Origin of the sequence: Streptomyces sp. NBC_00078 (assembly GCF_026343335.1) — a bacterium.
Taxonomy (GTDB): Bacteria; Actinomycetota; Actinomycetes; order Streptomycetales; family Streptomycetaceae; genus Streptomyces.
Map to the genome: position 1 here is coordinate 1,397,514 of NZ_JAPELX010000001.1, position 24,598 is coordinate 1,422,111.

The 24,598-nt window shown below is 68.9% G+C and carries 22 protein-coding genes, 1 rRNA gene, 1 pseudogene and 1 riboswitch; of the genes and pseudogenes, 9 read left to right on the forward strand and 15 right to left on the reverse strand.

The genetic code is table 11. The features are described from left to right. Positions 1–321 precede the first annotated feature (321 nt). Both OOK07_RS06510 and acs read left to right on the forward strand, forming a co-directional pair. The gene (locus tag OOK07_RS06510; RefSeq protein ID WP_266677776.1) at positions 322–972 is read left to right on the forward strand and encodes an acetate uptake transporter; all 651 of its coding nucleotides are present in this window, start codon (positions 322–324) and stop codon (positions 970–972) included. After that, complete coding sequence (gene acs / locus OOK07_RS06515; protein WP_266677778.1) at positions 969–2,954, forward strand: acetate--CoA ligase; 1,986 nt, start codon at positions 969–971, stop codon at positions 2,952–2,954. The genes OOK07_RS06510 and acs overlap by 4 nt, the downstream gene beginning before the upstream one ends. Positions 2,955–3,033: 79 nt before the next feature. Here the strand turns inward: acs and OOK07_RS06520 are convergent, their stop codons facing one another. Together OOK07_RS06520 and OOK07_RS06525 are read right to left on the reverse strand one after the other, a co-directional pair. Then, entirely contained in the window at positions 3,034–3,249 is a 216-nt protein-coding gene (locus tag OOK07_RS06520) for a winged helix-turn-helix domain-containing protein (RefSeq protein ID WP_406313287.1), read from the reverse strand. Then, positions 3,229–3,562 (reverse strand): annotated as a pseudogene (locus OOK07_RS06525) (potassium-transporting ATPase subunit B); the annotation flags it as partial. The pseudogene OOK07_RS06525 and the gene OOK07_RS06520, both read right to left, overlap by 21 nt. A 238-nt stretch (positions 3,563–3,800) precedes the next feature. On the opposite strand from OOK07_RS06525, the gene OOK07_RS06530 reads away from it, so the two are divergent. Continuing rightward, a complete protein-coding gene (locus OOK07_RS06530) occupies positions 3,801–5,771 on the forward strand; it encodes an APC family permease (protein ID WP_266795462.1) in 1,971 nt (656 codons plus the stop codon). Between the two features lie 243 nt (positions 5,772–6,014). On the opposite strand, the gene OOK07_RS06535 is transcribed toward OOK07_RS06530, so the two are convergent. After that, positions 6,015–6,644, reverse strand: coding sequence for a DUF1707 SHOCT-like domain-containing protein (locus OOK07_RS06535; protein ID WP_266795464.1), 630 nt, complete (start codon positions 6,642–6,644; stop codon positions 6,015–6,017). A 79-nt stretch (positions 6,645–6,723) separates the two neighbouring features. Between OOK07_RS06535 and OOK07_RS06540 the strand changes: the two genes are divergently transcribed. The 5 genes from OOK07_RS06540 to OOK07_RS06560 all read left to right on the forward strand — a co-directional run bounded on the left by OOK07_RS06540 (position 6,724) and on the right by OOK07_RS06560 (position 10,610). Next, complete coding sequence (locus OOK07_RS06540) at positions 6,724–7,119, forward strand: TOBE domain-containing protein (RefSeq protein WP_266677784.1); 396 nt, start codon at positions 6,724–6,726, stop codon at positions 7,117–7,119. Positions 7,120–7,286: 167 nt separating this feature from the next. Then, positions 7,287–8,117 (forward strand): molybdate ABC transporter substrate-binding protein, encoded by an 831-nt coding sequence (gene modA, locus OOK07_RS06545; protein WP_266795465.1) that lies wholly within the window; start codon positions 7,287–7,289, stop codon positions 8,115–8,117. Beyond that, positions 8,114–8,971, forward strand: a complete 858-nt coding sequence (gene modB, locus OOK07_RS06550) for a molybdate ABC transporter permease subunit (RefSeq protein WP_266795467.1) — start codon at positions 8,114–8,116, stop codon at positions 8,969–8,971. Before modA ends, modB begins: the two co-directional genes overlap by 4 nt. 173 nt (positions 8,972–9,144) lie before the next feature. Then, entirely contained in the window at positions 9,145–10,164 is a 1,020-nt protein-coding gene (locus OOK07_RS06555; protein WP_266801907.1) for an ABC transporter ATP-binding protein, read from the forward strand. A gap of 26 nt (positions 10,165–10,190) precedes the next feature. Then, on the forward strand, positions 10,191–10,610 hold the full coding sequence (locus OOK07_RS06560) for a TOBE domain-containing protein (RefSeq protein ID WP_266795469.1): 420 nt from the start codon (positions 10,191–10,193) through the stop codon (positions 10,608–10,610). Between the two features lie 41 nt (positions 10,611–10,651). Here OOK07_RS06560 and gcvP read toward each other — a convergent pair whose 3' ends face one another. Continuing rightward, complete coding sequence (gene gcvP / locus OOK07_RS06565) at positions 10,652–13,537, reverse strand: aminomethyl-transferring glycine dehydrogenase (RefSeq protein ID WP_266795471.1); 2,886 nt, start codon at positions 13,535–13,537, stop codon at positions 10,652–10,654. 177 nt (positions 13,538–13,714) lie between these two features. Next, positions 13,715–13,810: riboswitch (glycine riboswitch) on the reverse strand. A 113-nt stretch (positions 13,811–13,923) separates the two neighbouring features. Between gcvP and OOK07_RS06570 the strand changes: the two genes are divergently transcribed. After that, on the forward strand, positions 13,924–14,301 hold the full coding sequence (locus tag OOK07_RS06570) for a PRC-barrel domain-containing protein (RefSeq protein WP_266677794.1): 378 nt from the start codon (positions 13,924–13,926) through the stop codon (positions 14,299–14,301). A 6-nt stretch (positions 14,302–14,307) separates the two neighbouring features. Here the strand turns inward: OOK07_RS06570 and OOK07_RS06575 are convergent, their stop codons facing one another. The 11 genes from OOK07_RS06575 to rrf all read right to left on the reverse strand — a co-directional run bounded on the left by OOK07_RS06575 (position 14,308) and on the right by rrf (position 24,567). Then, positions 14,308–15,672: a DNA polymerase IV gene (locus OOK07_RS06575; protein ID WP_266795472.1), complete on the reverse strand. Its 1,365-nt coding sequence runs from the start codon at positions 15,670–15,672 to the stop codon at positions 14,308–14,310. A gap of 79 nt (positions 15,673–15,751) precedes the next feature. Continuing rightward, complete coding sequence (locus OOK07_RS06580) at positions 15,752–16,396, reverse strand: MerR family transcriptional regulator (RefSeq protein ID WP_266795473.1); 645 nt, start codon at positions 16,394–16,396, stop codon at positions 15,752–15,754. A 207-nt stretch (positions 16,397–16,603) separates the two neighbouring features. After that, complete coding sequence (locus OOK07_RS06585; protein WP_004002801.1) at positions 16,604–17,077, reverse strand: bifunctional nuclease family protein; 474 nt, start codon at positions 17,075–17,077, stop codon at positions 16,604–16,606. A gap of 85 nt (positions 17,078–17,162) precedes the next feature. After that, positions 17,163–17,900, reverse strand: a complete 738-nt coding sequence (ftsR, locus tag OOK07_RS06590) for a transcriptional regulator FtsR (protein WP_266795474.1) — start codon at positions 17,898–17,900, stop codon at positions 17,163–17,165. A gap of 21 nt (positions 17,901–17,921) precedes the next feature. Next, positions 17,922–18,827 (reverse strand): zinc-ribbon and FHA domain-containing protein, encoded by a 906-nt coding sequence (locus OOK07_RS06595; RefSeq protein WP_266795476.1) that lies wholly within the window; start codon positions 18,825–18,827, stop codon positions 17,922–17,924. Between the two features lie 64 nt (positions 18,828–18,891). Then, a complete protein-coding gene (locus OOK07_RS06600) occupies positions 18,892–19,773 on the reverse strand; it encodes a DUF881 domain-containing protein (protein ID WP_266677804.1) in 882 nt (293 codons plus the stop codon). 5 nt (positions 19,774–19,778) lie between these two features. Beyond that, entirely contained in the window at positions 19,779–20,111 is a 333-nt protein-coding gene (locus tag OOK07_RS06605) for a small basic family protein (RefSeq protein WP_003988855.1), read from the reverse strand. Next, positions 20,108–21,013, reverse strand: coding sequence for a DUF881 domain-containing protein (locus OOK07_RS06610; protein ID WP_266677806.1), 906 nt, complete (start codon positions 21,011–21,013; stop codon positions 20,108–20,110). Before OOK07_RS06610 ends, OOK07_RS06605 begins: the two co-directional genes overlap by 4 nt. Positions 21,014–21,119: 106 nt before the next feature. Then, a complete protein-coding gene (locus tag OOK07_RS06615; protein WP_266795477.1) occupies positions 21,120–23,615 on the reverse strand; it encodes a mannose-1-phosphate guanyltransferase in 2,496 nt (831 codons plus the stop codon). 116 nt (positions 23,616–23,731) lie between these two features. Next, a complete protein-coding gene (clsA, locus tag OOK07_RS06620) occupies positions 23,732–24,340 on the reverse strand; it encodes a cardiolipin synthase ClsA (RefSeq protein WP_266586126.1) in 609 nt (202 codons plus the stop codon). 110 nt (positions 24,341–24,450) lie between these two features. After that, positions 24,451–24,567, reverse strand: a 5S ribosomal RNA gene (gene rrf, locus OOK07_RS06625). Between the last annotated feature and the right edge of the window lie 31 nt (positions 24,568–24,598).

Sequence of the window (24,598 nt, forward strand, 5' to 3'; positions counted from 1 at the left end):
GTTTCGGAGTTGATCCAGAAAGATGCGTTGTTGCCGCACCCTAGAGACAGCTTCCAAACGGTGGCAACCCCTTGTACGCGGTGAACCGCTCGAACTTGTGCAGTCGGACCCCACCATCCCGGCAAGCCGCACCGTCCGGGGGCTCGAAACATTCGGCCTCATCAGCGAACATTACGGAGACGAACCGACGGAAGCCGTGCACCAGCGCACGAGCCGGGCCGTGCCCGGCGGGGATCTGTACGTCCACTTGGCCCGGATGAGCCTCGTGCGGCATACACTGAGTTACGCATCCGTGTGATCCAGATCACGAAGGAAGCGCACATGAGCACACCAACGACAAATCCGGGCCCCATAGCCGATCCCGGGCCTCTGGGTCTCGGCGCGTTCGCCATGACGACGTTCGTCCTCAGCGTCTTCAACGCCGACCTCATCACCGACAAGAGGCTGGTCGCCGTCGTCCTCCCCCTCGCACTCTTCTACGGCGGGCTGGCACAACTCCTGGCCGGCATGTGGGAGTTCCGCAAGGGCAACACCTTCGGCGCCACAGCCTTCTCCTCCTTCGGCGCCTTCTGGCTGGCGTACGCCGCCTACGCGAAGTACGTCGCGGGCGGCCTGCCGACGTCCACCGCGCACCAGGCGAGCGGCCTGTTCCTGCTGGCATGGGCCATCTTCACGGTGTACATGACCATCGCCGCGACGCGCACCACAGGAGCGGTGCTGGCCGTGTTCGTCACCCTGTCGGCGACGTTCATCGTCCTGTGCATCGGCGACTTCGCCCAGTCCCCGGACACCACCAAGGCCGGCGGCTGGCTCGGCCTGGTCACCGCCGCGTGCGCCTGGTACGCGTCGTTCGCCGGCGTCACCAACTCCACCTACCAGCGCGCGGTCGTGCCGGTCTTCCCGAACCTGGGTGAGCGCCTGCACCTCCACCGCTCCCACCACGGCGGCCCGTTCGCCGGAGCCCACACATGAGTGACTCCGGCAGCGAGACGCTCTCCAACCTGCTGCGGGAGGAGCGGCGATTCCCGCCGCCTCCCGCGCTGGCCGCCGCAGCGAACGCCACCAGGGCCGACTACGAGCGAGCCGACGCCGACAGCCAGGGCTTCTGGGCTGCGGCGGCGGCCCGACTGGACTGGGCCCGGCCGTGGGAGCAGGTGCTCGACTGGAGCGGCGCCCCGTTCGCCCGCTGGTTCACCGGCGGGCGGCTCAACGCCGCGTACAACTGCCTGGACCGGCATGTCGCGGCCGGTCTCGGCGACCGGGTCGCCTTCCACTGGGAGGGCGAGCCGGGCGACACCCGCACCCTCACCTACGCCGAGCTGACCCAGGAGGTCTGCCGGGCGGCCAACGCGCTGCAGTCCCTGGGGGTCCACGCCGGCGACCGGGTGGCCATCTACATGCCGATGATCCCGGAGACGGTGGTGGCGATGCTGGCCTGCGCCCGCATCGGCGCCCCGCACACCGTGGTCTTCGGCGGCTTCTCCGCGGAGGCGCTGCGCGGCCGGATCCTGGACTGCGACGCCCGTGTGGTGATCACGGCGGACGGAGGCTATCGCCGAGGCACCCCCTCCGCGCTGAAACCGGCGGTGGACGAGGCCGTGCGCGAGTGTCCCGACGTCCGCAGTGTCCTGGTGGTCCGGCGCACCGGGCAGGAGGTCGAGTGGACCGACGGCCGGGACGTGTGGTGGCACGACCTGGTCGCGGAGCAGCCCGCCGAGCACGAGGCGGAGGCGTTCGACAGCGAGCATCCCCTGTACATCATGTACACCTCCGGTACGACCGCTCGTCCGAAAGGCATCCTGCACACCACGGGCGGCTATCTCACCCAGGTGGCGTGGACGCACTGGGCGGTGTTCGACGTCAAGCCGGAGCGGGACGTGTTCTGGACGGCGGCGGACATCGGCTGGGTGACCGGCCACTCGTACATCGTCTACGGGCCACTCGCCAACGGTGTCACCTCGGTCCTGTACGAGGGGACGCCGGACACCCCGCACAAGGGCCGCTGGTGGGAGCTCGTCGAGAAGTACCGGGTGACGATCCTCTACTGCGCCCCGACCGCGATCCGCACCTTCATGAAGTGGGGCGGCGACATTCCGGCCGGCTTCGACCTCACCTCGCTGCGGCTGCTGGGCTCCGTCGGCGAACCCATCAACCCCGAGGCGTGGATCTGGTACCGCACGAACATCGGCGGGAACGACTGCCCCGTGGTCGACACCTGGTGGCAGACGGAGACCGGCGCCCAGATGATCAGCCCGCTGCCCGGGGTGAGCACCTGCAAGCCCGGCTCGGCGCTGCGCCCGCTGCCCGGTGTCCATGCGGATGTCGTCGACGACACGGGCAAGCCGGTGCCCAACGGCTCCGGCGGCTACCTGGTGCTCACGGATCCGTGGCCCGCGATGCTGCGCACCATCTGGGGCGACGAGCAGCGGTACATCGACACGTACTGGTCCCGTTTCGAGGGCATGTACTTCGCCGGGGACGGGGCGAAGAAGGACGACGACGGCGACATCTGGCTGCTGGGCCGGGTCGACGACGTCATGAACGTCTCCGGCCACCGCATCTCGACCACGGAGGTCGAGTCCGCCCTCGTCTCGCACCCGATGGTCGCCGAGGCCGCCGTCGTCGGCGCGACCGACCCGACGACCGGGCAGGGCGTCGTCGCCTTCGTGATCCTGCGCGGCGACGGCGGACAGGCGGGCAGTGCGGAGGAGACCGCGACCGAACTGCGCGCGCACGTCGCCAAGGAGATCGGCCCGATCGCCCGGCCCCGGCAGATCCTGGTCGTCGCGGAACTCCCCAAGACCCGCTCGGGGAAGATCATGCGGCGGCTGCTGCGGGACATCGCCGAGAACCGTCAGCTCGGTGACGTCACCACGCTCACGGACTCGTCGGTCATGGACGAGATCCGTGAACGACTGCCCTCGGCCGGGGGCCCAGGAGACGAGGAGGCCTAAGGCCGGCCCAGGGACCTGTCGTTCGGATCAGGCCTGCGTCCGCACGGCGTGGCCGGCCGGCCGCGGAGACGTCGACAGGTCAGACTCCGACGGCGCGCTGACGGGACGTTGATCCTTCGAAGCGGTACCCCATACCGGGCTCGGTGATGAGGTGGCGCGGGTGCGAGGGGTCCGCCTCCCACTTGCGGCGCAGCTGGGCCATGTAAACCCGCAGGTGGATGGTCTTGTCGCGCTGGGAGACTCGCCAGACCTCCTGGAGCAGGTGCTTCACCCAGCCCGTTGGCCGGACGCGCACGCCGTACGTCTCGTACGTCTCCTCGGCCAGGACGACGATGGAGCGGCCCTCCGGGGTCTCCGGCCGGCGACGACAGCCGGGCGGCATCAGCCGCCTGTGCCTGCGTCGTACCGCTCACCGGGACGAACTCGGCGGCCTGCCCGTTGCCGAGGGTGATGGTGCCGGTCCTGTCGAGCGGCAGCATCGACACGTCGCCGGCAGCCTCGACCGCCCTTCCGGTCATGGCCAGTACATTGCGCTGCACCATCCGGTCCATACCCGCGATACCGATCGCGGAGAGCAGCGCGCCGATCGTGGTCGGGATCAGGCAAACGGGGACCGGTCGTTTACCGGGGCGCGGGGTCATGACGCAGGGTGTCCGCTCCCGGCTGCGAGACCACCAATCCCCCATCTATCTCAATATGCGCCTATGGCGATACAGAAGGCCCGCCTGATGCCCGGCCGGCGCCCCGCCTGCGGGTCTTAACGGAAGCACTCTCCGCTTACGCTGGTGCCGCCGTCCGCGTGATGGCCGGAACCCACACGCTGAGCCGCACATCAGGAGCACGCCGATGGCCACGACCGAACAGCCGCCTCCCAGTCGGCTGCGCGCCTGGATGCTGGAGGGCCTGTCCGAGATGGGCAAGGGCCACCTCCAGCAGGCGGCCGCCCCCGAGGCCGAGCCCACGCCCAAGCCCAAGCTCGAATCCCAGGGCCAGCCCTGGTACCGGGTCATGTGCCTCACCGGCGTGGACTACTTCTCGACCCTCGGCTACCAGCCGGGCATCGCCGCCCTCGCGGCCGGCCTGCTCTCACCGATCGCGACCATCGTGCTGGTGATCGTCACCCTGGCCGGTGCCCTCCCCGTGTACCGGCGGGTCGCCGAGGAGAGTCCCCGTGGCGAAGGCTCGATCGCGATGCTGGAGCGGCTGCTGTCGTTCTGGCAGGGCAAGCTGTTCGTCCTGACCTTGCTCGGCTTCGCCGCCACCGACTTCCTGATCACCATCACCCTCTCGGCCGCGGACGCCTCGACCCACCTCGTCGAGAACCCGCATCTGAACAGCGCCCTGCACGACAAGCAGATGCTGATCACCCTGATCCTGGTGGCCCTGCTCGGCGCGGTGTTCCTCAAGGGCTTCCTGGAGGCCGTCGGCGTCGCGTTCGCCCTGGTCGGCATCTACCTGTCGCTGAACGTCGTCGTCGTGTTCGTCGGCCTGTGGCACGTCGTCACCGCGAGGCACGTCATCACGGACTGGTCGAGCGCTCTGACGACCGAGCACGGAAACATCTTCGCGATGGTCGGGGTGGCCCTGCTCGTCTTCCCCAAACTCGCGCTCGGCCTCTCCGGCTTCGAGACCGGCGTCGCGGTCATGCCGCACGTCAAGGGCGACCCGGACGACACCGAGGAGCAGCCCACGGGCCGCATCCGGGACACGAAGAAGCTGCTCACCACAGCCGCCCTGATCATGAGCGTCTTCCTGATCGCGACGAGCTTCATCACCACGCTGCTGATCCCGGAGAAGGAGTTCAAAACGGGCGGCCAAGCCAACGGGCGTGCGCTTGCCTACCTGGCGCACAACTACCTGGGCGGCGCCTTCGGCACGGTCTACGACGTCTCGACGATCGCCATCCTGTGGTTCGCCGGCGCCTCCGCCATGGCCGGTCTGCTCAACCTCATGCCGCGCTATCTGCCGCGCTACGGCATGGCCCCGCACTGGGCGCGGGCGGTGCGCCCCATGGTCATCGTCTTCACGCTCATCGCCTTCCTGGTCACCTGGATCTTCGACGCGAGCGTCGACGCGCAGGGCGGCGCCTACGCCACCGGCGTGCTGGTGCTGATCAGCTCGGCCGCGGTCGCGGTGACCATCGCCGCCCGCAAGGCCGGGCAGCGGAACTGGACCATCGCTTTCGCGGTGATCTCCGCGGTGTTCCTGTACACGACGGTCGTGAACGTCATCGAACGCCCCGACGGCGTCAAGATCGGCGCCTGCTTCATCGCCGGCATCATCCTGGTCTCGCTGCTCTCCCGGCTGGCCCGTGCCTTCGAGCTCCGCGTCACCGACGTCGAGCTGGACGACATGGCGAAACGTTTCATCCGGGACATGTCCAGCCGCAAGATCCGCTTCATCGCCAACGAGCCCGACCAGCGCGACAAGGCCGAGTACCGCGACAAGATCGAGCAGATCCGCAACGACAACGACATCCCCGGCGAGGACTTCGTCTTCGTCGAGGTCACGGTCCTCGACCCGTCCGAGTTCGAGGCGGGGCTGCGGGTGCGCGGCGAGGTCCTGCACAACCGCTACCGGGTGCTGACCCTGGAGTCCTCCTCCATCCCGAACGCGCTGGCCGCCCTGCTCCTGTACGTCCGCGACACCACCGACTGCACGCCGCACATCTACTTCGAGTGGACCGAAGGCGGCCCCTTCGCCAACTTCCTGCGCTTCTTCCTCTTCGGCCAGGGCGAGGTCGCCCCGGTCACCCGCGAGGTCCTCCGCGAGGCAGAGCCGGACCGCACCCGTCGCCCACGCGTCCACACCGGCTGAGCCACCCTCCGGCACGACCGGCACACCCGGGCAGAGCGCTCTGCCGTAAGGCGTGCTCCCGCGTGGCGCGGCGCTCGGGGCAACCTGCATCTCGACCGGCGCGTCCTCGCGGCAACCCGCTGCCGCGGCACGAGTTGGGCGCAGGAGTGCGCCCCTCCCTGGAGCGGGGCACGCTGCGACACGGCACGGACGCCCTGCGCCGGATCGGTCACCGGATCGACGACGAGACCGCCCGGGCGGTGCTCAGGGCGTCGGGGCTTTCCTGGCGAGTCCACGCCGCTGCGGTCGTACGACCACCCGGCCGAAGCTCATACGCCCACCGATCACGACCCGCAGCACCACGGGCATGTCCTGGCCGCCGGACGAGCGTTCCTTGATCTTGGCGTAGTCGATCACCAGTGAGTCGGTGTCCACGACGACGCCCGGCCGCGTCATCAGCCGCAGTGTTCCGCCACGCATGTCGAGGTCTATGTGCAGGGTGTCGTGTGTGATCACCGCGCCGGTGAAGTCGAGCGTCACATCGCCCCACTCCGACTCGATCTCAAGCCGACGCGGTACCACCCACTCCTCGCCGCGCCGGGCCGAACCGCCTCTCTGATCGATGCGGACGACGTCCTTCACCTCGGCCGCGGCCTCGGCGTCGACCGCCGGCAGGTCCGTCGTCAGGACGGCGAGCTCCCCCATCGTGCGGGCGGACAGGGCGGCCTCCACGCGCTCGTCGAGCTCCTCGACGGTGAGCCGGCCGTCCCCGGCCGCGATCCGCAGCACGTCCACGACCCGGTCCCGGTCCGCGTGCGAAGCTCGCAGGCCGAGCGACGACTCGCCGCTCCGTGACACCTCACCCGACATGGACGCACTCCGAATCCCAGTCACGGACTAACGCTATATCGCGTTACACCCCACATTCAACCCCACGTCCACCAGGGCCGGTTCGCGGCCCTATCGTGACCGCATGCAGAGCTACACGATCGGCCAGGCAGCACGACTGCTCGGCGTGAGCCCGGACACCGCACGCCGCTGGGCGGACGCCGGCCGGGTGGCGACCCATCGCGACGAGAGCGGCCGCCGACTCATCGAGGGCCGGGATCTGGCCGCCTTCTCCGTCGAACTCGCCAGGGCGGGCGGCGCCGAGGAGGAGACCTCGTACACCTCCGTCCGCAACGCCTTCCCCGGCATCGTGACCGCGATCAAACTCGGCGACGTGGCGGCCCAGGTCGACATCCAGGCCGGTCCCCACCGCCTGGTCTCCCTGCTGACCCGCGAGGCCGTCGAGGAACTGGGCCTTGAGGTCGGCATGGAGGCCACCGCCCGGGTGAAGTCGACCAACGTCCACATCGACCGCGCCTGACGCACCCGCCACTTCCGTACGAACGCACATGCGTCCCCTGTCGCCCTCAGGCCCAGCTCATGCGATGCGACAGGAGACTTACACCTCGCATATGCGCCAGTATGATCTGTGCATCGGAAGAGGCCGACGGCCTCGTTCCCGTAGAAGTCAGAGGGAGTGGACCCGTGATGACCCGTTCCGCGCGCCGGCGCCGCCGGACCCTGCAGGTGGCCGGCGCTGGAGCCGCCGTGCTGCTGGCCGTGAGTGCCTGCTCGTCGTCCGACTCGGACTCCGGCGCCACGACGTCCGGCTCCTCGGCGTCGTCACCCTCGTCGCCCAAGCTGTCCGGCGACGTGACCGTCTTCGCCGCCGCCTCCCTCCAGGAGAGCTTCACGACCCTGGGCAAGGAGTTCGAGAAGGCCCACCCCGGCACGAAGGTCACCTTCAGCTTCGGCGGCAGTGACAGCCTCGCCGCCGGTATCACCGGCGGTGCCCCGGCCGACGTCTTCGCCTCCGCCAGCCCGAAGACGATGGCCGTCGTGACGGACAAGAAGGACAACGCCGCCGAGCCGGCCACCTTCGTCCGCAACCAGCTTGAGATCGCCACTCTGCCGGGCAACCCCGACAAGGTGTCCTCCCTGAAGGACCTCACCAAGCCGGGCCTCAAGGTCGTGCTGTGCGACAGGACGGTGCCGTGCGGCGCCGCCGCCCAGAAGGCGCTGGACGCGAGCAAGCTGAAGCTCACCCCGGTCTCCTACGAACAGGACGTCAAGTCGGCCCTGAACAAGGTGGTGCTGAAGGAGGCCGACGCCGCCGTCGTCTACAAGACGGACGTGCAGACAGCGGGCAGCAAGGTGGAGGGCGTGGAGTTCCCCGAGTCCGCAGGCGCGATCAACGACTACCCGATCACCCTGCTCAAGGACGCGAAGAACCCCCGGGCCGCCAAGGCGTTCATCGCGCTCGTGCAGTCCGCCGAGGGCCAGAAGGTCCTGTCCGAGGCCGGGTTCCTCAAGCCGTGACCTCGACCGACAAGTCCGACGCCGCGGCCGACACCCTCCAGGGCGGCCCGCGGCGCGGACCTGTCCGGTCGGGCCGCCGCGGGGTTCCGCTGCCCCTGCTGGTGCCCGCGCTGATCGGTCTGGCGTTCCTCCTGCTGCCCCTGGTCGCCCTCCTCGTGCGGGCCCCGTGGAGCACTCTTCCCGATCAGCTGACCAGCACCGAGGTGTGGCAGGCGCTGAAGCTGTCGCTGGTGTGCGCCACGGCGGCGACCGCGGTGAGCCTGGTCGCCGGCGTCCCGCTGGCCTGGCTGCTGGCCCGCACGGACTTTCCCGGACGCGGTTTCGTACGTGCCCTGGTGACCCTCCCGCTCGTGCTGCCCCCCGTGGTCGGCGGCGTGGCCCTGCTGTTCGCCCTCGGCCGCAACGGCGTGGTCGGCCAGTGGCTGGACTCCTGGTTCGGCATCACGCTCCCCTTCACCACCGCGGGGGTCGTCGTCGCGGAGTCCTTCGTCGCCATGCCGTTCCTGGTCATCAGCGTGGAGGGCACCCTGCGTGCCGCAGATCCTCGCTACGAGGAGGCGGCCGCCACCCTGGGCGCGTCCCGCTTCACCGCTTTCCGCCGGGTCACCCTGCCGCTGATCGCGCCGGGCATCGCGGCCGGCGCCGTGCTGGCCTGGGCACGGGCCCTGGGCGAGTTCGGCGCGACGATCACCTTCGCGGGCAACTTCCCGGGCCGCACCCAGACCATGCCGCTGGCGGTCTACCTGGCCCTGCAGAACAACCCCGAGGCGGCCATCGCGCTCAGCCTCGTCCTGCTGGCGGTCTCGATCGCGGTACTGGCGGGGCTGAGAGACCGTTGGATGACAGCACCGTGACGAACGCGCACCCGGCAGCCGCCGACGACGCCCAGCCCCCACAGGCGCCACCCGCACCCGACCACGAAGGCCGCACGGGCAGTGCGGGTGGCAACCCGAACCCGGCCCAAGGCGGCGTACCCCCCACCCACCCAAACTCGAACCCGCAATCGTCCGACGGCCTCGACGCCCACCTGGTGGTCGACCGGAAAACCTTCCGCCTCGACGTGACACTCACCGCGGCCCCTGGAGACGTGGTCGCCGTGCTCGGCCCCAACGGGGCGGGCAAGACCACCGCCCTACGCGCCCTCGCCGGCCTCGTCCCGCTCAGCGGCGGTCATCTACGGCTGGACGGCGCCGAGTTGGACCGTACGCCACCCGAGTCCCGCCCAATCGGCGTGGTCTTCCAGGACTACCTGCTCTTCCCTCACCTGACCGCCCTCGACAACGTGGCCTTCGGCCCGCGCTGCCAGGGCGCCGGCAAGGCGGAGGCCCGCGCCCTGGCCGCCGAGTGGCTGGATCGCATGGGCCTCGCCGAGCACGCCGGCGCCAGGCCCCGCCGTCTCTCCGGCGGCCAGGCCCAGCGCGTCGCCGTCGCGCGCGCCCTGGCCACCCGCCCCCGGCTGCTGCTCCTCGACGAGCCGCTGGCCGCCCTGGACGCCCGTACCCGCCTCGACGTACGGTCCCAACTCCGCCGCCACCTGGCCGAGTTCGAGGCGGTGGCGGTACTGGTCACACACGACCCGCTGGACGCCATGGTGCTGGCCGACCGGTTGGTGGTCGTCGAGCACGGCCGCGTCGTCCAGGAGGGCACGCCCTCCGACATCGCCCGCCATCCCCGTACGGACTACATCGCCCGGCTGGTCGGCCTCAACCTCTACCGCGGACAGGCCGACGGCCACACCGTCCGCCTCGACACCGGCCCGGCCATCACCACCACCGAGATCCTGTCCGGCCCGGTCTTCGTGGCGTTCCCGCCGAGCGCCGTCACGCTCTTCCGGAACCCACCCACCGGCTCCAGCGCCCGCAACCACTGGCGCTGCGAGGTGGCCGGCCTGGAGACCCACGGCGACCAGATCCGCGCGGACCTCGCCGGCGAACTCCCCCTGGCCGCCGACCTCACCACGGTCGCCGCGGCCGAACTCGACCTGCGCCCGGGCACAACGGTCTGGGCGACGGTCAAGGCCACACAGACCCACGCATACCCGGCATAAGGCGCTCAAAGCTCTACCGTGATGCCATGACCCTGAGCATCCGAAACCAACTGTCCGGCACCGTCACCGCCATCACCCCCGGCGAGGCGATGGCCACCGTCGGCATCCGCCTCACCGGCGGCCAGGACCTCACCGCGGCGATCACTCTTGAAGCCGTGAAGGACCTGGCGCTCGCCCCGGGCTCCGCGGTCCGCGCCCTGGTGAAGTCGACAGAGGTCTCCCTCGCCACCGGCCCGGTCAAGGGCCTGTCCATCCGCAACCAGTTGCCCGGCACGGTCACCGCGGTCACCTCCGGCGGTGCGATGGCCTCCGTCAAGGTGACCGTCGAGGACGGCGAACTCACTTCCGCCATCACCAGGGACGCCGCCCAGGACCTCGGCCTGGCATCCGGCACAACGGTCGTCGCCCTGATCAAGTCGACCGAGATCTCGCTCGCGACGGCGTGACGCGAGGGGGCCCCGCCGAAGCGGGGCCCCCTCGTTCCGGCTCAGTTCTCGTACGCGTCCAGCGGCGGGCACGAGCAGACCAGGTTGCGGTCACCGAAGGCCTGGTCGATGCGACGCACCGGCGGCCAGTACTTGTCGGCGGCCGACACCCCGGCCGGGAAGACAGCCTCCTCACGCGTGTACGCGTGCTCCCACTCCTCACCGAGCGCGGCAGCCGTGTGCGGCGCGCCTCGGAGCGGGTTGTCCTCGGCCGGCCACTCGCCCGCCGCGACCTTCTCGATCTCCGCACGGATGGCGATCATCGCTTCGCAGAACCGGTCCAGCTCGATCAGGTCCTCGGACTCGGTCGGCTCGATCATCAACGTGCCGGCCACCGGGAACGACATCGTCGGCGCGTGGAACCCGTAGTCGATCAGCCGCTTGGCGATGTCGTCGACGCTCACACCGGTCGCCCTGGTCAGCGGACGCAGGTCGATGATGCACTCGTGCGCGACCAGGCCGCCGGGGCCGTTGTAGAGCACGGGGTAGTGCGGTTCGAGCCGCTTGGCGATGTAGTTGGCGCTGAGGACCGCCACCTGCGTGGCACGCTTCAGGCCCTCGCCGCCCATCAGCCGGACGTACGCCCAGGAGATCGGCAGGATCCCCGCGGAACCCCACGGAGCCGCCGAGATCGGCCCGACACCCGTCTCGGGACCGGCGGCCGGCTGCATCGGGTGGTTCGGCAGATACGGCGCCAGGTGCGCACGCACACCGACCGGACCGACCCCGGGACCGCCACCGCCGTGCGGAATGCAGAAGGTCTTGTGCAGGTTGAGGTGCGAGACATCACCGCCGAAGTGCCCCGGCTTCGCAAGCCCCACCAGGGCGTTGAGGTTGGCCCCGTCGACGTACACCTGCCCGCCGGCCTCGTGCACCTGCGCGCAGATGTCGGCGACATGCTCCTCGAACACACCGTGCGTGGAGGGGTACGTGATCATCAGCACGGACAACTCGTCGCGGTACTGCTCGATCTTCGCCCGCAGGTCCTCGACGTCGATCTCACCGTCCTCGGCGGTCTTCACGACGACGACCTTCATGCCGGCCATGACGGCGCTGGCGGCGTTCGTGCCGTGCGCGGAGGACGGGATCAGACACACGGTCCGCTGCTCGTCCCCGGCCGCCCGGTGATATCCGCGGACGGCGAGCAGCCCGGCCAGCTCGCCCTGCGAACCGGCGTTGGGCTGCAGCGACACCTTGTCGTACCCGGTGACCTCGGCGAGCCGCTCCTCCAGCTCACGGATGAGCGTGAGGTACCCCTGCGCCTGATCGGCGGGCGCGAACGGGTGCAGCTGCCCGAACTCGGGCCAGGTGACCGGCTCCATCTCCGTGGTCGCGTTGAGCTTCATGGTGCAGGAGCCCAGGGGGATCATGCCGCGGTCGAGCGCGTAGTCGCGGTCGGCGAGCCGGCGCAGGTAGCGCAGCATCGCGGTCTCGGAGCGGTGCTCGTGGAAGACGGGGTGGGTGAGGAAGGCGTCATTGCGCAGCAGGGCCTGCGGGATCGCCTCCCCGGCGGCCTCGTCCAGCGCCTCGATGTCACCCTCGACCCCGAAAGCGGCCCACACGGCACCCAGTTGGGCCCGCGCGGTGGTCTCGTCACAGGCGATCGACACATGGTCGGCGTCCACGAGGTGGAGGTTGACGCCGTTCTCGCGCGCGGCTGCGACGACGTCGGCTGCGTGCCCGGCGACGCGCGCGGTGAGCGTGTCGAAGTACGAGCCGTGCACGACCTCGACACCGCCGGCGGTGAGCCCCGCGGCGAGGATCGTGGCGTACCGGTGGGTGCGCTGAGCTATGCCCCTCAGCCCCTCGGGCCCGTGGTACACGGCGTACATACCGGCCATGACGGCGAGCAGCACCTGGGCGGTGCAGATGTTGCTGGTCGCCTTCTCGCGCCGGATGTGCTGCTCGCGGGTCTGCAGCGCCAGCCGGTAGGCCTTGTGCCCGTCGGCGTCCACGGACACACCCACGAGCCGCCCTGGCAGGCTGCGCGCGAACTTCTCGTGTACGGCCATGTAGCCGGCGTGCGGCCCGCCGAAGCCCATCGGCACACCGAACCGCTGCGTCGTACCGACGGCGATGTCCGCACCGAGCTCGCCGGGCGACTTCAGCAGCGTCAGCGCGAGCAGGTCGGCGGCGACGGTGACGAGCGCGCCGAGCTCGTGTGCCTGGTCGATCAACGCCTTGATGTCGCGTACGACACCGGAGGCACCCGGGTACTGGACCAGCACGCCGTTGATCTCACGCCCGGCGATCTCCGCCGGAATGCCCTCGCTGAGGTCGGCGACCACGACCTCCACGCCCGTCGGCTCGGCGCGGGTCTCGATCACGGCGACGGTCTGGGGCAGCACGTCCGCGTCGATGAGGAACAGGCCCTTCTTGTTCCTGCCCATGCGCCGGGACAGCGCCATGGCCTCGGCGGCGGCCGTGCCCTCGTCGAGCAGCGAGGCACCGGAGGTCGGCAGCCCGGTGAGGTCGGCGACCATCGTCTGGAAGTTCAGCAAGGCTTCGAGGCGCCCCTGCGAGATCTCCGGCTGGTAGGGCGTGTACGCCGTGTACCAGGCGGGATTCTCCATCACATTGCGCAGGATGACGGGCGGGGTGAAGGTCCCGTAGTACCCCAGCCCGATCATGGAATCGAGAACCTGGTTCCGATCCGCCAGCGAACGCAGCTCGGCCAGCACCTCGGCCTCGGTACGCGCGCCCGGCAGATCCAGGGCATCGGCGTTCTTGATCACATCCGGCACCGCGGCGGCCGTGAGCTCGTCCAGAGAGCCGTAGCCGACATGCGCGAGCATCTTGGCCCGAGCCTCATGATCGGGGCCGATGTGACGCTGCTCGAAGGGAATCCCCTTCTCGAGCTCGGAGAGCGGAATGCGATGGGCGGTCATTTGCGGAGGCCTCCTGGTCTGCCACGACCTTCGAGGGGTACCACGGCGCGGGTACCCGATCGGCCTCCCCCTCTGTCATCTCGACCTGAGAGCTTCACCGGATCACCCGAGGATGTCCGGCTTTCACCGTCGGTGAGAGCGGAAGCCGTCGACACCCGCCCTGCTTTCCAGAGTGACCTCGTCCGCGCGGTACGTGAGCCTGAGAGATTCCGGGGAGGATTTGCTCCTTCGGCGCCTCCGGTGGCGTCCGGAGGACTCTCCCGCACGGGGTCAGCAGCCGCTGTCAGCCTACCAGCGAGCGCACCACCCGGTCCTTCGAGTGGCCGCCTGCCCCTATGTGCTCTTTTGTAGTGCTTACGAATGAGTTGCGACCAAGTGGAGGGCCCGTGCAGACCGACATCGATCCGCGCAACCTGATCGGCCGCAAGGCGTTCGACCGCAACGGCACCAAGCTCGGCACCATCGACGAGGTCTATCTCGACGACGCGACCGGCGTGCCGGAGTGGGCGGCCATACGCACCGGCCTGTTTTCCCGGGACGCCTTCGTCCCCCTGGAGCCCAGTGAACTGGTCGAGGGCACCCTCCACGTCCCCTTCGACCGCACTCTCATCAAGGACGCCCCCGACTTCGGGGTCGGCCGCCACCTCTCCCCCGAACAGGAGCTTCAGCTCTACCACCACTACGGTCTCGACATCGCCTCTCCTCCCTCGGTCCCGGACCGGTCGTTCGGCAGAATCGCGGGCGCGGAGGATGCCGACGCCTGAGGCACGTCAACATGGGTCCCCCTTCACGGAAGCCCCGGATCCACCCGCCACCAACGGCAGCGGATCCGCCTGCTCCAGATCGGGGTCGTCGGTCCGGAACGTCCGCACCCGCCCCGGCTCCGAGTCGGGCGTCTCGAACCGCACGGTGACCCGCCCGAGCCCGCTGCCCTGCACCCACCCGTGCCCGAACCCGGCATGCCGCACGTCGTGCCCGGCGGGCCAGCGCCGCTCGGCGGGTGTCTCCTGCTCCGGTGCGGGTTCGTCCGCCGTCTCCTCCACCGACACCTCCGCCCGCTCCCCCGCGGCCTGCGCGAACAGATCCTCCTGCGTGTAGTCGGCGAGCCCGCTGACCCCGACACCGAGCAGTCGTACGCCACCGGTGGTGTCCACCATGTCCAGCAGCCGGGCGGCCGCCTCCCGCACCACTCCCGGATCGTCGGTGGGCCCCCGCAGCGTCTCTGAACGGGTGAGCGTCGAGAAGTCGTAGCGCCGCACCTTGAGCACGATGGTCCGCCCCGAAAGCCCCGCGCCGCGCAGCCGCCGCACGCACCGCTCGGCCAGCCGCTGCACCTCGAGGCCCACCCTCAGCCGGTCGTGGATGTCCACGTCGTAGGTGTCCTCGACCGACACCGACTTGGCCTCACGCTCCGCGACCACGGGCCGGTCGTCGTGTGCCAGCGCCATGGCGTGCAGCGCGTGCCCGTGGGCCTTGCCCAGCAGCCGGACCAGCTCGTCCTCGCCCGCCTCGGCGATCTCGTCGACCGTGGTGATCCCGGCCCGCCGCAGATGGTCCCCGGTCGCCGGCCCCACTCCCGGCAGCGTCCGCACCGACATCGGCCCGAGCAGCGCCCGCTCGGTCCCCGGCTCGATCAGCACCAGCCCGTCCGGCTTCGCCTCCTCGGAGGCGATCTTCGCGAGCATCTTGGACGCGGCGAGGCCCACGGACCCGGTGAGCGCCGTACCTGCCCGTATGTCGGCCCGCAGCTTCTCACCCACCAGCCGCGCCGACGCCGCGTCCCAGGCCACCTCCCCGGCCTCCAGATCCACGAAGGCCTCGTCCAGGCTCAGCGGCTCCACGAGCGGCGACAGCGAGTGCAGCAACCCCATGACCTGCTCGCTGATCGACCGGTAGAACCCGAAGCGCGGCACCAGATACGCGGCGTTCGGCGCCAGCCGCCGTGCCTGGGCCATCGGCATCGCCGACCGCACCCCGAACACCCTCGCCTCGTACGAAGCCGTCGCGACCACGCCTCGCGGCCCCAGCCCGCCCACGATCACGGCCTTCCCACGCAGGCTCGGCTTGGACGCCTGCTCCGCCGAGGCGTAGAAGGCATCCATGTCGAGATGCAGGATCGTGGGCGCGTTTCTCACATGTCCGATGCTGCCCTACGCCACTGACAATGCCGTCGTACGACCGCCCGGGCGCCCCGCGGCACCTCGGGACGTTCGCTCAGACCGCCCGGTTTCGGCGCCGCGCCAGCTCGTCCGCCGGATTGTGCCCGACCAGGGTCTCACCGGTGTCGATCCGCTCGCCGTGCAGCTGCGAGAGGGCGCTCTCCACATCCCGCCACACCACACCGACGGCGATCCCGAAGACGCCCTGGCCGCCCTGGAGCAGCGCGTGCACCTCGTCGGGCGAGGTGCACTCGTAGACCGTGGCACCGTCGCTCATCAGCGTCATACGCTCCAGGTCCCGGAAGCCGCGCTCACGCAGGTGCTGTACCGCCGTGCGGATGTTCTGCAGCGACACACCGGTGTCCAGAAACCGCTTGACGATCTTCAGGACGACGACGTCCCGGAAGCTGTACAGCCGCTGCGTCCCCGAGCCGCTCGCGGGCCGCACACTTGGTTCGACGAGGCCGGTGCGGGCCCAGTAGTCCAGTTGGCGGTAGGTGATGCCGGCGGCCGCGCAGGCCGTCGGGCCGCGGTAGCCGATCTGATCCAACGCCATGGACGTCGCCCCTCCGCTGCTCGGCACACCCGCCGGTCGCTGCGGAGCGTGATCGGCCGCGCTGCCGTGAAGCGGGTACGGGCCACTGTCCCCGAGACTGCGTCCCGAGGCACCCCCAGCCGTACCGTCGCCGCTGATTCTCACGCCGACCTCCGTCCTTGACCTGCCCCCTCGACGGTAGGCAGCCACCAGTGGTGCGTCAACGACCGCCACACTCGGCACGCCGAGTGATAATCACCCTAGGAGTGGTTTCCCGCACCCAATCGCGGGGAAAGGCTAGCCGAATGCGCTCGGAGGGGGCCGCAGGACGCACTCACCCACCACCGGCACTTGCCGGCGTGTGAGGCGCCCTCACTGGCTGCTGGTCCCGAAGTCCTCCGGCGAGATCTGGTCGAGGAACTCGCGGAACTTCTCCACCTCGTCCTCCTGCTCGTCCGGGATCGCGATGCCCGCGTCGTCGAGCACGCCGTCGCTGCCGTAGATCGGCGTGCCGGTGCGCAGGGCCAGCGCTATGGCGTCGGACGGACGGGCACTGACCTCGACCCCGCTGGCGAAGACCAGCTCCGCGTAGAAGACGCCCTCACGCAGATCCGTGATGCGTACTTCGGTGAGTTCCTGGCCGACGGCCTCCAGCACGTCCTTGAACAGGTCGTGGGTCAGCGGTCGGGCGGGGGCCATGCCCTGCTGGGCGAAGGCGATCGCCGTCGCCTCCCCCGGTCCGATCCAGATGGGGAGGTAGCGGTCGCCTCCCACTTCACGCAGGAGCACGATCGGTTGGTTGGAGGGCATTTCGACCCGGACACCTACGACATCGAGCTCGTTCACACAGCAACCCTAGGACGTGCTCGGGATGTTTGGGTAGTCGGGCTGAAAACGGGGGGACGATCCGGCCTTCGTGCAGGCGCCGGAGTCACGGCAGCCGCACACCCAGCGCGGTCTGCATGAGCGCCGCGTGCAGCTTCACCGTGAGCGCCGCCAGCTCCTTCGTACGCGCCTGCGCATGCGCCCTCGTCTGTGGATTGCGGTGGCGCTTCAACGGAGCCACCACCTGGTCCACGAGACCTGCCTCACGGTCGGCGGCGGCCTTCATGGCCCTCAGGTGCCGCGGTTCGATCCCGGACCGCCCCAGCTCCACGACGAGCGACGCCACGGTCACCGTCTCCGCGTCGTACGCCCCGTCCGGCAGCGGTGCGACGAGTCCGTACGACTCCCACTCGTCGAGCTCCTGCTCACCGATCCCGGCGGCCGCGAGCAGCTCGGCCCGCCCGATCCGGGCCGCCGTGGACCCCTCGGACGGCTCCAGCAGGGCCTCCCCGTCCCGCTGACGCCCCACGGCGGGCAGGGGTACGGCCTCACCTCGCTCCATGGCGTCCAGGTGCTCACGGATCACCTTGAGGGGCAGGTAGTGGTCCCGCTGCATTCTCAGGACGTGGCCGAGACGCTCGACGTCGTCCGCGCTGAACTTGCGATACCCCGAGGGGGTGCGCTGCGGCTCGATGAGCCCCTCCGACTCCAGGAAACGGATCTTGGAGATGGTGACTTCGGGAAACTCTTCGCGAAGCACGTTCAGCACCGTGCCGATGCTCATCAGACCACTGTCCGTGGCGGCGGTACCGTGCCCGGCACCGCCGCTCGGTGTTCGAAGCATGGGCATTCCCTGAGGGAGGGGTCAGTAGCCCCGCTGGCTCGCGTAGAAGACCAGTCGGTACTTGCCGATCTGGACCTCGTCGCCGTTGTTCAGACCGACCTGGTCGATCCGCTCGCGGTTGACGTACGTGCCGTTCAGGCTGCCCACGTCGGCCACCGTGAACGCGCCGTCCGCACCGCGGCGGAACTCCACGTGACGGCGCGAGACCGTCACGTCGTCCAGGAAGATGTCGCTCTGCGGATGACGCCCGGCCGTGGTCAGGTCACCGTCCAGCAGGAAGCGGCTGCCCGAGTTCGGTCCGCGGCGCACGACCAGAAGCGCGGACCCCAAGGGCAGCGCGTCGACGGCCGCCTGCGCCTCGGGAGAGAGCGCCGGCATCTGCGTCTGTCCGGTGACCTCGGCGTCGTAGGCCTCGATACCGGAAATGGAGATCGTGGACGTCGTCTCGGACGGCCGCTCGGGAGTCGCCCCTGCCCGCAGCGGCGCACCGCAGTTGGAACAGAAGCGGCTGTTCTCCGCGTTGCGGTTACCGCACCTCGTACACACCAGGGCCGACATAGGGGAAAACCCTCCACCCGTACTTGAGGTTGACGGTTGCCCGAAACCTATGCCGCTGGACTGCGCAGGGTCAACAGACGGCGCGCCCTGACCTCCGGAAATGTCGCCGCCCGGACCAGGAATCTGGTCCCGGAACAGCGGGCGCTGGCCCTCCGCGTCGGGCTGCGCGCGATGACGAGCGGTCGCATTGGCGCTGTCCTCTCGCGCGTTCCTGCCGAACAACTTCGCAAACAACTTCACGGGCGATTCCCCTTGACCGAAACAGACCCGCCCGTGGGGCAGGACGAACCCTGATTGCATACACCGGCCGACCCGGACATCCTCACAACGTCCGTATCCACCAGACAGTTTCCACCACGCACCACCCATTCGGTGCGCCGACCCCCCGCAACCTCATGCCCCTGCCGGACGTCGCCCATGCACCGCCGGTTCACTAGGAGGACGACCGAGCGTAGTCAGGCCGCTTCGCCGCTCGCAAGGCGTCCACGACGATCTTGGTCGACCGCTCGACGGTCACGGTGGCCTGCTCCTTCTCCAGAGTCTGCACCACGCCTCCAGGGATGTTGAGCGCCGGCTCCAGGTCCTCCGGCTTGCCGATGACCTTGAAACGATAGGGCGCGTTGATCTTGTTCCCGTCGACGCTCACGCTCTTGCCGGAGTCGGTGAGGTACGTGCCGGCCACGACGCGTACGCCGTCCACCTGGATCGCCTCGGCACCGGCCGCGCGCAGCTCCTGGATCGCGTCGAGCAGCATGTCCGCCTGGACCGTACCTTTCGTGTCCTCGATCGTCATCGTGATGCCGGGACCCTGCGCGGCCACCGTGCCCGCCAGAATGCCGAGTTGCTTCTCCTTCTCGACGGTCTGCTTGCGGGCCTCCTCCGCCTGGTCGGAGCTGTTCTCCAGCTCGTCGCGCTGCTTCTCCAGTCCCTGCTTCTCGTCCTCAAGACGCTGAGTACGGTCGTCGAGTTCATCCAGGATGCGAACGAGATCTTCCTGACGCGCGCCACGCAGGGCGCTGTCGCTGTTGCTGTTGGAGGCCACCTGGACGGCCAGACCGAAGCCCAGGCCGAACAGCAGGACGGCGACGATGAGTTGGGCGCGGGTGAGGCGCGGCGGCCACAGCCCCTTCACCAGCCGCTGCCGCCCGGTGAGAGCGGGTTCCCCCTGCTTCTCGGGGTTCTCCTTGAGGCTCTCCTCGGGGCTTTCCGTCAGGTTCTCCTCGGGGGCTGCCGCGGCGTCGGGAGCCGTTGCGGGGACCTCCTTCGGGAGTTCCTTGCGCAGCCTGTTCTCCGGCGTCTCTTCTTGGTCGCTCATCGGCCTCACGCCCGGAACACGTGCCGTCGGATCGCCGCGGCGTTCGAGAAGATGCGGATACCGAGCACCACGACGACACCGGTGGACAACTGAGCACCCACGCCCAACTTGTCCCCCAGGAACACGATCAGCGCGGCCACGACCACGTTGGACAGGAACGACACCACGAAGACCTTGTCGTCGAAGATCCCGTCGAGCATGGCCCGCAGACCGCCGAAGACGGCGTCGAGCGCCGCGACGACGGCGATCGGCAGATAAGGCTCGACGACCGCCGGAACCTCGGGCCGGACCAACAGTCCGGCCACGACTCCCACGACGAGGCCCAGTACGGCGATCACGATGTGCCCTTCTCAGTTTTCTCGGTGCTCGGCTGTGCAGTACGTACGATCACACTCGGTGCTGCGGGCAACCGGAGATCGCTCTCCACGGAGATCCTGGTCCGGATGCCGTAGTTCTCCTGCAGGGCGTGCAGATACAGCCCGTCGGCACTGTTCTGGAACCTGGTGCTCAGCTGTTTGCCGTTCCCCACGGCAAGCACCGTATAGGGCGGAACCAGTGGCTTGTTGTCGACCAGTATCGCGTCTCCCGCGGCCCTGATCGCCGACAGCGCCGTCAGCCGCTGGCCGTTGATGGAGACGGCCTCGGCCCCCGACTCCCACAGCCCGTTGACCACGCGCTGCATGTCGCGGTCGCGCACCCGCCCGGTGTCGGAGAAGTCCGAGGTCTCGCGCGGGTCGCCGTTCCCACCGCTGGTGGCTTCCTTGGCGTCGTTCACGACGAGTTTCACGCCGGGGCCGTGCACTTCCACCGCACCCGACAGAATGCCCACCAGCTCGCTCTTGTCGCCGCCACCGCTGTGCTTCAGGGCCTCGCGCTGCCGCGCACTCACGTCGTCGCGCAGCGTGTCCACGGAACCTTCCAGCTTGTCCGCCGCCGCGGTCTCGCGGTCGATGCGGTCGATCAGCTCCTCGCGCTCCTTGGCGACGACGGGGGCCGCCACGCGCGCCTGTGCCGCTCCGACGGTCACGACGAGAGCCGCGAGCACCAGCCCGGCGGCCAGACCGAGCCTGGACCGGAGGGGCTTAGGCATGCCACCCGCGCCCTCGGCCTTCTTCCGGGCAGCCGCCTCGGCGTAGCCGTCGTCGAGGCTGTGGTCCATGACGTTGGTGAGCAGCGACATGGAGGCGTCCGGACGCGATGATCGCGTGGGTGTGCTCCGAACGGGGGGCTGCTGCGGCATGCAGCACATCGTCGCACGTCGCGACCACTACCTCCGAACGGCCCCACCCACGTGCCGGACAGGCCCGTTGGGCACACCTGTCCGGCACGCGCGCGTGCAGCGTTTTTCAGCGGCCGGCGCTGTCCACGACCACCGACCACTCGTCGAGCAGAGCCTGTGCGGAGGCGTCGTCCGGCCCTTCCGCCCACAGGTGGGTGACCGCCTCGGCCGGGTCGGGCAGCACCATCACCCAGCGCCCGTCGGTCTCCACTACCCGCACGCCGTCGGTGGTGTCCACGAAGCGGTCTCCGGCCGCTTCGACGACCCGCCGCATCACAAGTCCCTTGACGGCCCAGGGGGTCGCCAGATCGCGCTTCAGGACGTGCGCACGCGGAATCCTCGCGTCGATCTGGCTCAGGGTGAGCTGCGTCCGCGCCACCAGCCCGATCAGCCGTACGAAGGCAGCCGTACCGTCGAAGACACTGCTGAACTCCGGGACGATGAAGCCGGCCTTGCCGTCACCGCCGAAGATGGTCGAGTCATCACCGCCGACCCGTGTCAGGTCGTCGGGTGAAGTCGTCGTCCACTCCACCTGCGTCCCGTGGTAGGCCGCCACCTGCTCGGCGATCCTCGTCGTGGTCACCGGCAGCGCCACCCGCCCACTGCGCCGCTCAGCGGCCACCAGATCGAGCATGACGAGCAACGCACGGTCGTCCTCGACGATCCGCCCCTTCTCGTCGACCAGCGACAGCCGCTCGCCGACCGGGTCGAACCGCACCCCGAAGGCTGCCCGCGAGGACGCCACGATCTCACCGAGCCGCACCAGCCCGGACCGCCGAACATCCGCGGTCTCAGTCGGCCGCGACTCGTCGAGCCCAGGGTTGACCGTCAGCGAGTCCACGCCGAGCTTGCCGAGCAGGCTGGGCAGGACCAGACCGGCACTGCCGTTCGACGCGTCGACGACGACCTTCAGTCCGGACTCCTTGATCCCGGTCGTGTCGACATTACGCAGCAACGACCCTGTGTACGAGTCGAAGACGCTGGCGGGGAAGTGCAGATCCCCGATCTCACCGGGGAACGCCCTCCGGTACTCCTGCCGTGCGAACACCCGGTCCAGCTTGCGCTGGCTGCCCTGGGACAGATCGGCGCCGTTCCCGTCGAAGAACATGATGTCCACGGAGTCCGGCACCCCGGGCGTGGTCCGGATCATGATCCCGCCGGCGCTGCCCCGCGCGGTCTGCTGCCGGGCGACGGGCAGCGGTACGTTCTCCAGGTCGCGTACGTCGATCGCGCTGGCCTGCAGAGCGGAGATGACCGCCCGCTTCAGCGCACGCGCACCACGGGAGTGGTCGCGGGCCGTGGTGACAGTGGAGCCCTTCTTCAGGGTCGTCGCGTAGGCACCGGCGAGCCGCACCGCGAGTTCTGGCGTGATCTCGACGTTCAGGATGCCGGAGACGCCACGAGCGCCGAAGAGATGTGCCTGCCCCCTGGACTCCCAGATCACCGAGGTGTTGACGAAGGCGCCGGCCTCGATGGTCTTGAACGGGTAGACCCGCACATTGCCCTGAACGATCGATTCTTCACCGATGAGGCACTCGTCACCGATGACCGCGCCGTCCTCGATCCGTGCGGCACGCATGATGTCGGTGTTCTTTCCGACGACACAGCCGCGCAGATTGCTGTGCTGCCCCACGTAGACGTTGTCGTGCACCACGGACTTGTGCAGGAAAGCGCCGGTCTTCACGACGACGTTCGAGCCCACAACCGAGTGCTCGCGAATTTCCGCGCCGGCCTCGACCTTGGCATAGTCACCGATGTAGAGGGGTCCACGGAGAACGGCATCGGGATGTACCTCGGCGCCTTCCGCCACCCACACACCCGGGGAGATCTCGAAACCGTCGATCTCGACGTCGACCTTGCCCTCCAGGACGTCGGCCTGCGCCTTCACATAGCTCTCGTGCGTGCCGACGTCCTCCCAGTAGCCCTCGGCGACATAGCCATAGATCGGCTTGCCCTCCTTCATCAGCTGCGGGAAGACATCCCCGGACCAGTCGACGGGCACATCGGGCTCGACATAGTGGAAGACCTCGGGCTCCATGACATAGATGCCCGTGTTCACGGTGTCGGAGAAAACCTGGCCCCAGGTCGGCTTCTCGAGGAAGCGCTCGACCTTGCCTTCTTCGTCGACGATCGTGATACCGAATTCCAGCGGATTGGGCACACGCGTCAGACACACAGTGACGAGCGCACCCTTTTCCTTGTGGAAGTTGATCAGCTCGGTGAGGTCGAAGTCAGTCAGGGCATCACCGGAGATGACGAGGAAAGCATCGTCCTTCAACGCTTCCTCTGCGTTCTTGACGCTCCCAGCGGTACCGAGTGGCTTCTCCTCGTTGGCGTAGGAGAGCTCCATTCCGAGCTCTTCGCCGTCACCGAAATAGTTCTTGACCAATGAGGCCAGGAACTGGACAGTTACGACGGTCTCGTTCAACCCATGCCTTTTGAGCAGCCGTAGCACGTGCTCCATGATCGGGCGGTTGGCCACGGGCAGGAGCGGCTTGGGCATGCTTGAGGTCATGGGGCGAAGGCGTGTGCCTTCGCCTCCGGCCATCACGACGGCCTTCATGTCGGAAGCGTCCTCCTCAAAAAGACGACGGTCTAGCCGACTTCACCCATCCAGATTGTCCCGCACTTTTCCGCCGCGGGCCCATCGAGCCGCTACGGCGGCAGGAATCGGCGAGTTCAATCGGCCATGGCGTCCGCACGGACCAGGCGGCGGACTTGTACCACGTAGAGGACTCCTGCCCACCAGTAGAGCGTTGTACCCCATCCTGCGAACGCCCATCCGAAAATAGCAGCGAGTGACGAGATCCAACCGGTTCCGTCACTGAGCAGGAGCAGCGGGAAGGCGTACATCAGGTTGAAGGTGGCTGCCTTCCCCAGGAAGTTCACCTGCGGCGGCGGATAGCCGTGCCGCCTGAGGATGCCCACCATCACCAAGAGGACCAGCTCGCGCGCCAGAAGTAGAGCGGTCAACCAGATCGGCAGAATCTCGCGCCAGGTGAGGCCTACCAACGTGGAGAGAATGTAGAGCCGGTCGGCTGCGGGGTCGAGGAGCCGGCCGAGGCTGCTGATCTGGTTCCAACGCCGCGCGAGCTTGCCGTCGAGGTAGTCGCTGACTCCGCTCAGAGCCAGCACCAGCAGCGCCCACCCGTCACTCTTGGGGCCTCCGAACTCAGGCCTGAGAACCAGCCACAGGAAGACCGGCACGCCGGCGAGACGAGCCATGCTGAGGATGTTGGGGATGGTGAGGACCCGGTCTGTCTGGACGCGGGTCTCCTGGACCTCCACCCGGGAGCCTCCTGTGGGAAATGTGCCAACGATGCTCCCTGACCTTACCCCAACGCAAAAAAGCGCTGGCTCTTGGGCTTGTCTGCCCAAGAGCCAGCGCTCTAAAAGGAGTTCGGCGGCGTCCTACTCTCCCACAGGGTCCCCCCTGCAGTACCATCGGCGCTGTAAGGCTTAGCTTCCGGGTTCGGAATGTAACCGGGCGTTTCCCTCACGCTATAACCACCGAAACACTATGAAACTGTCGAACCTGCCACACCA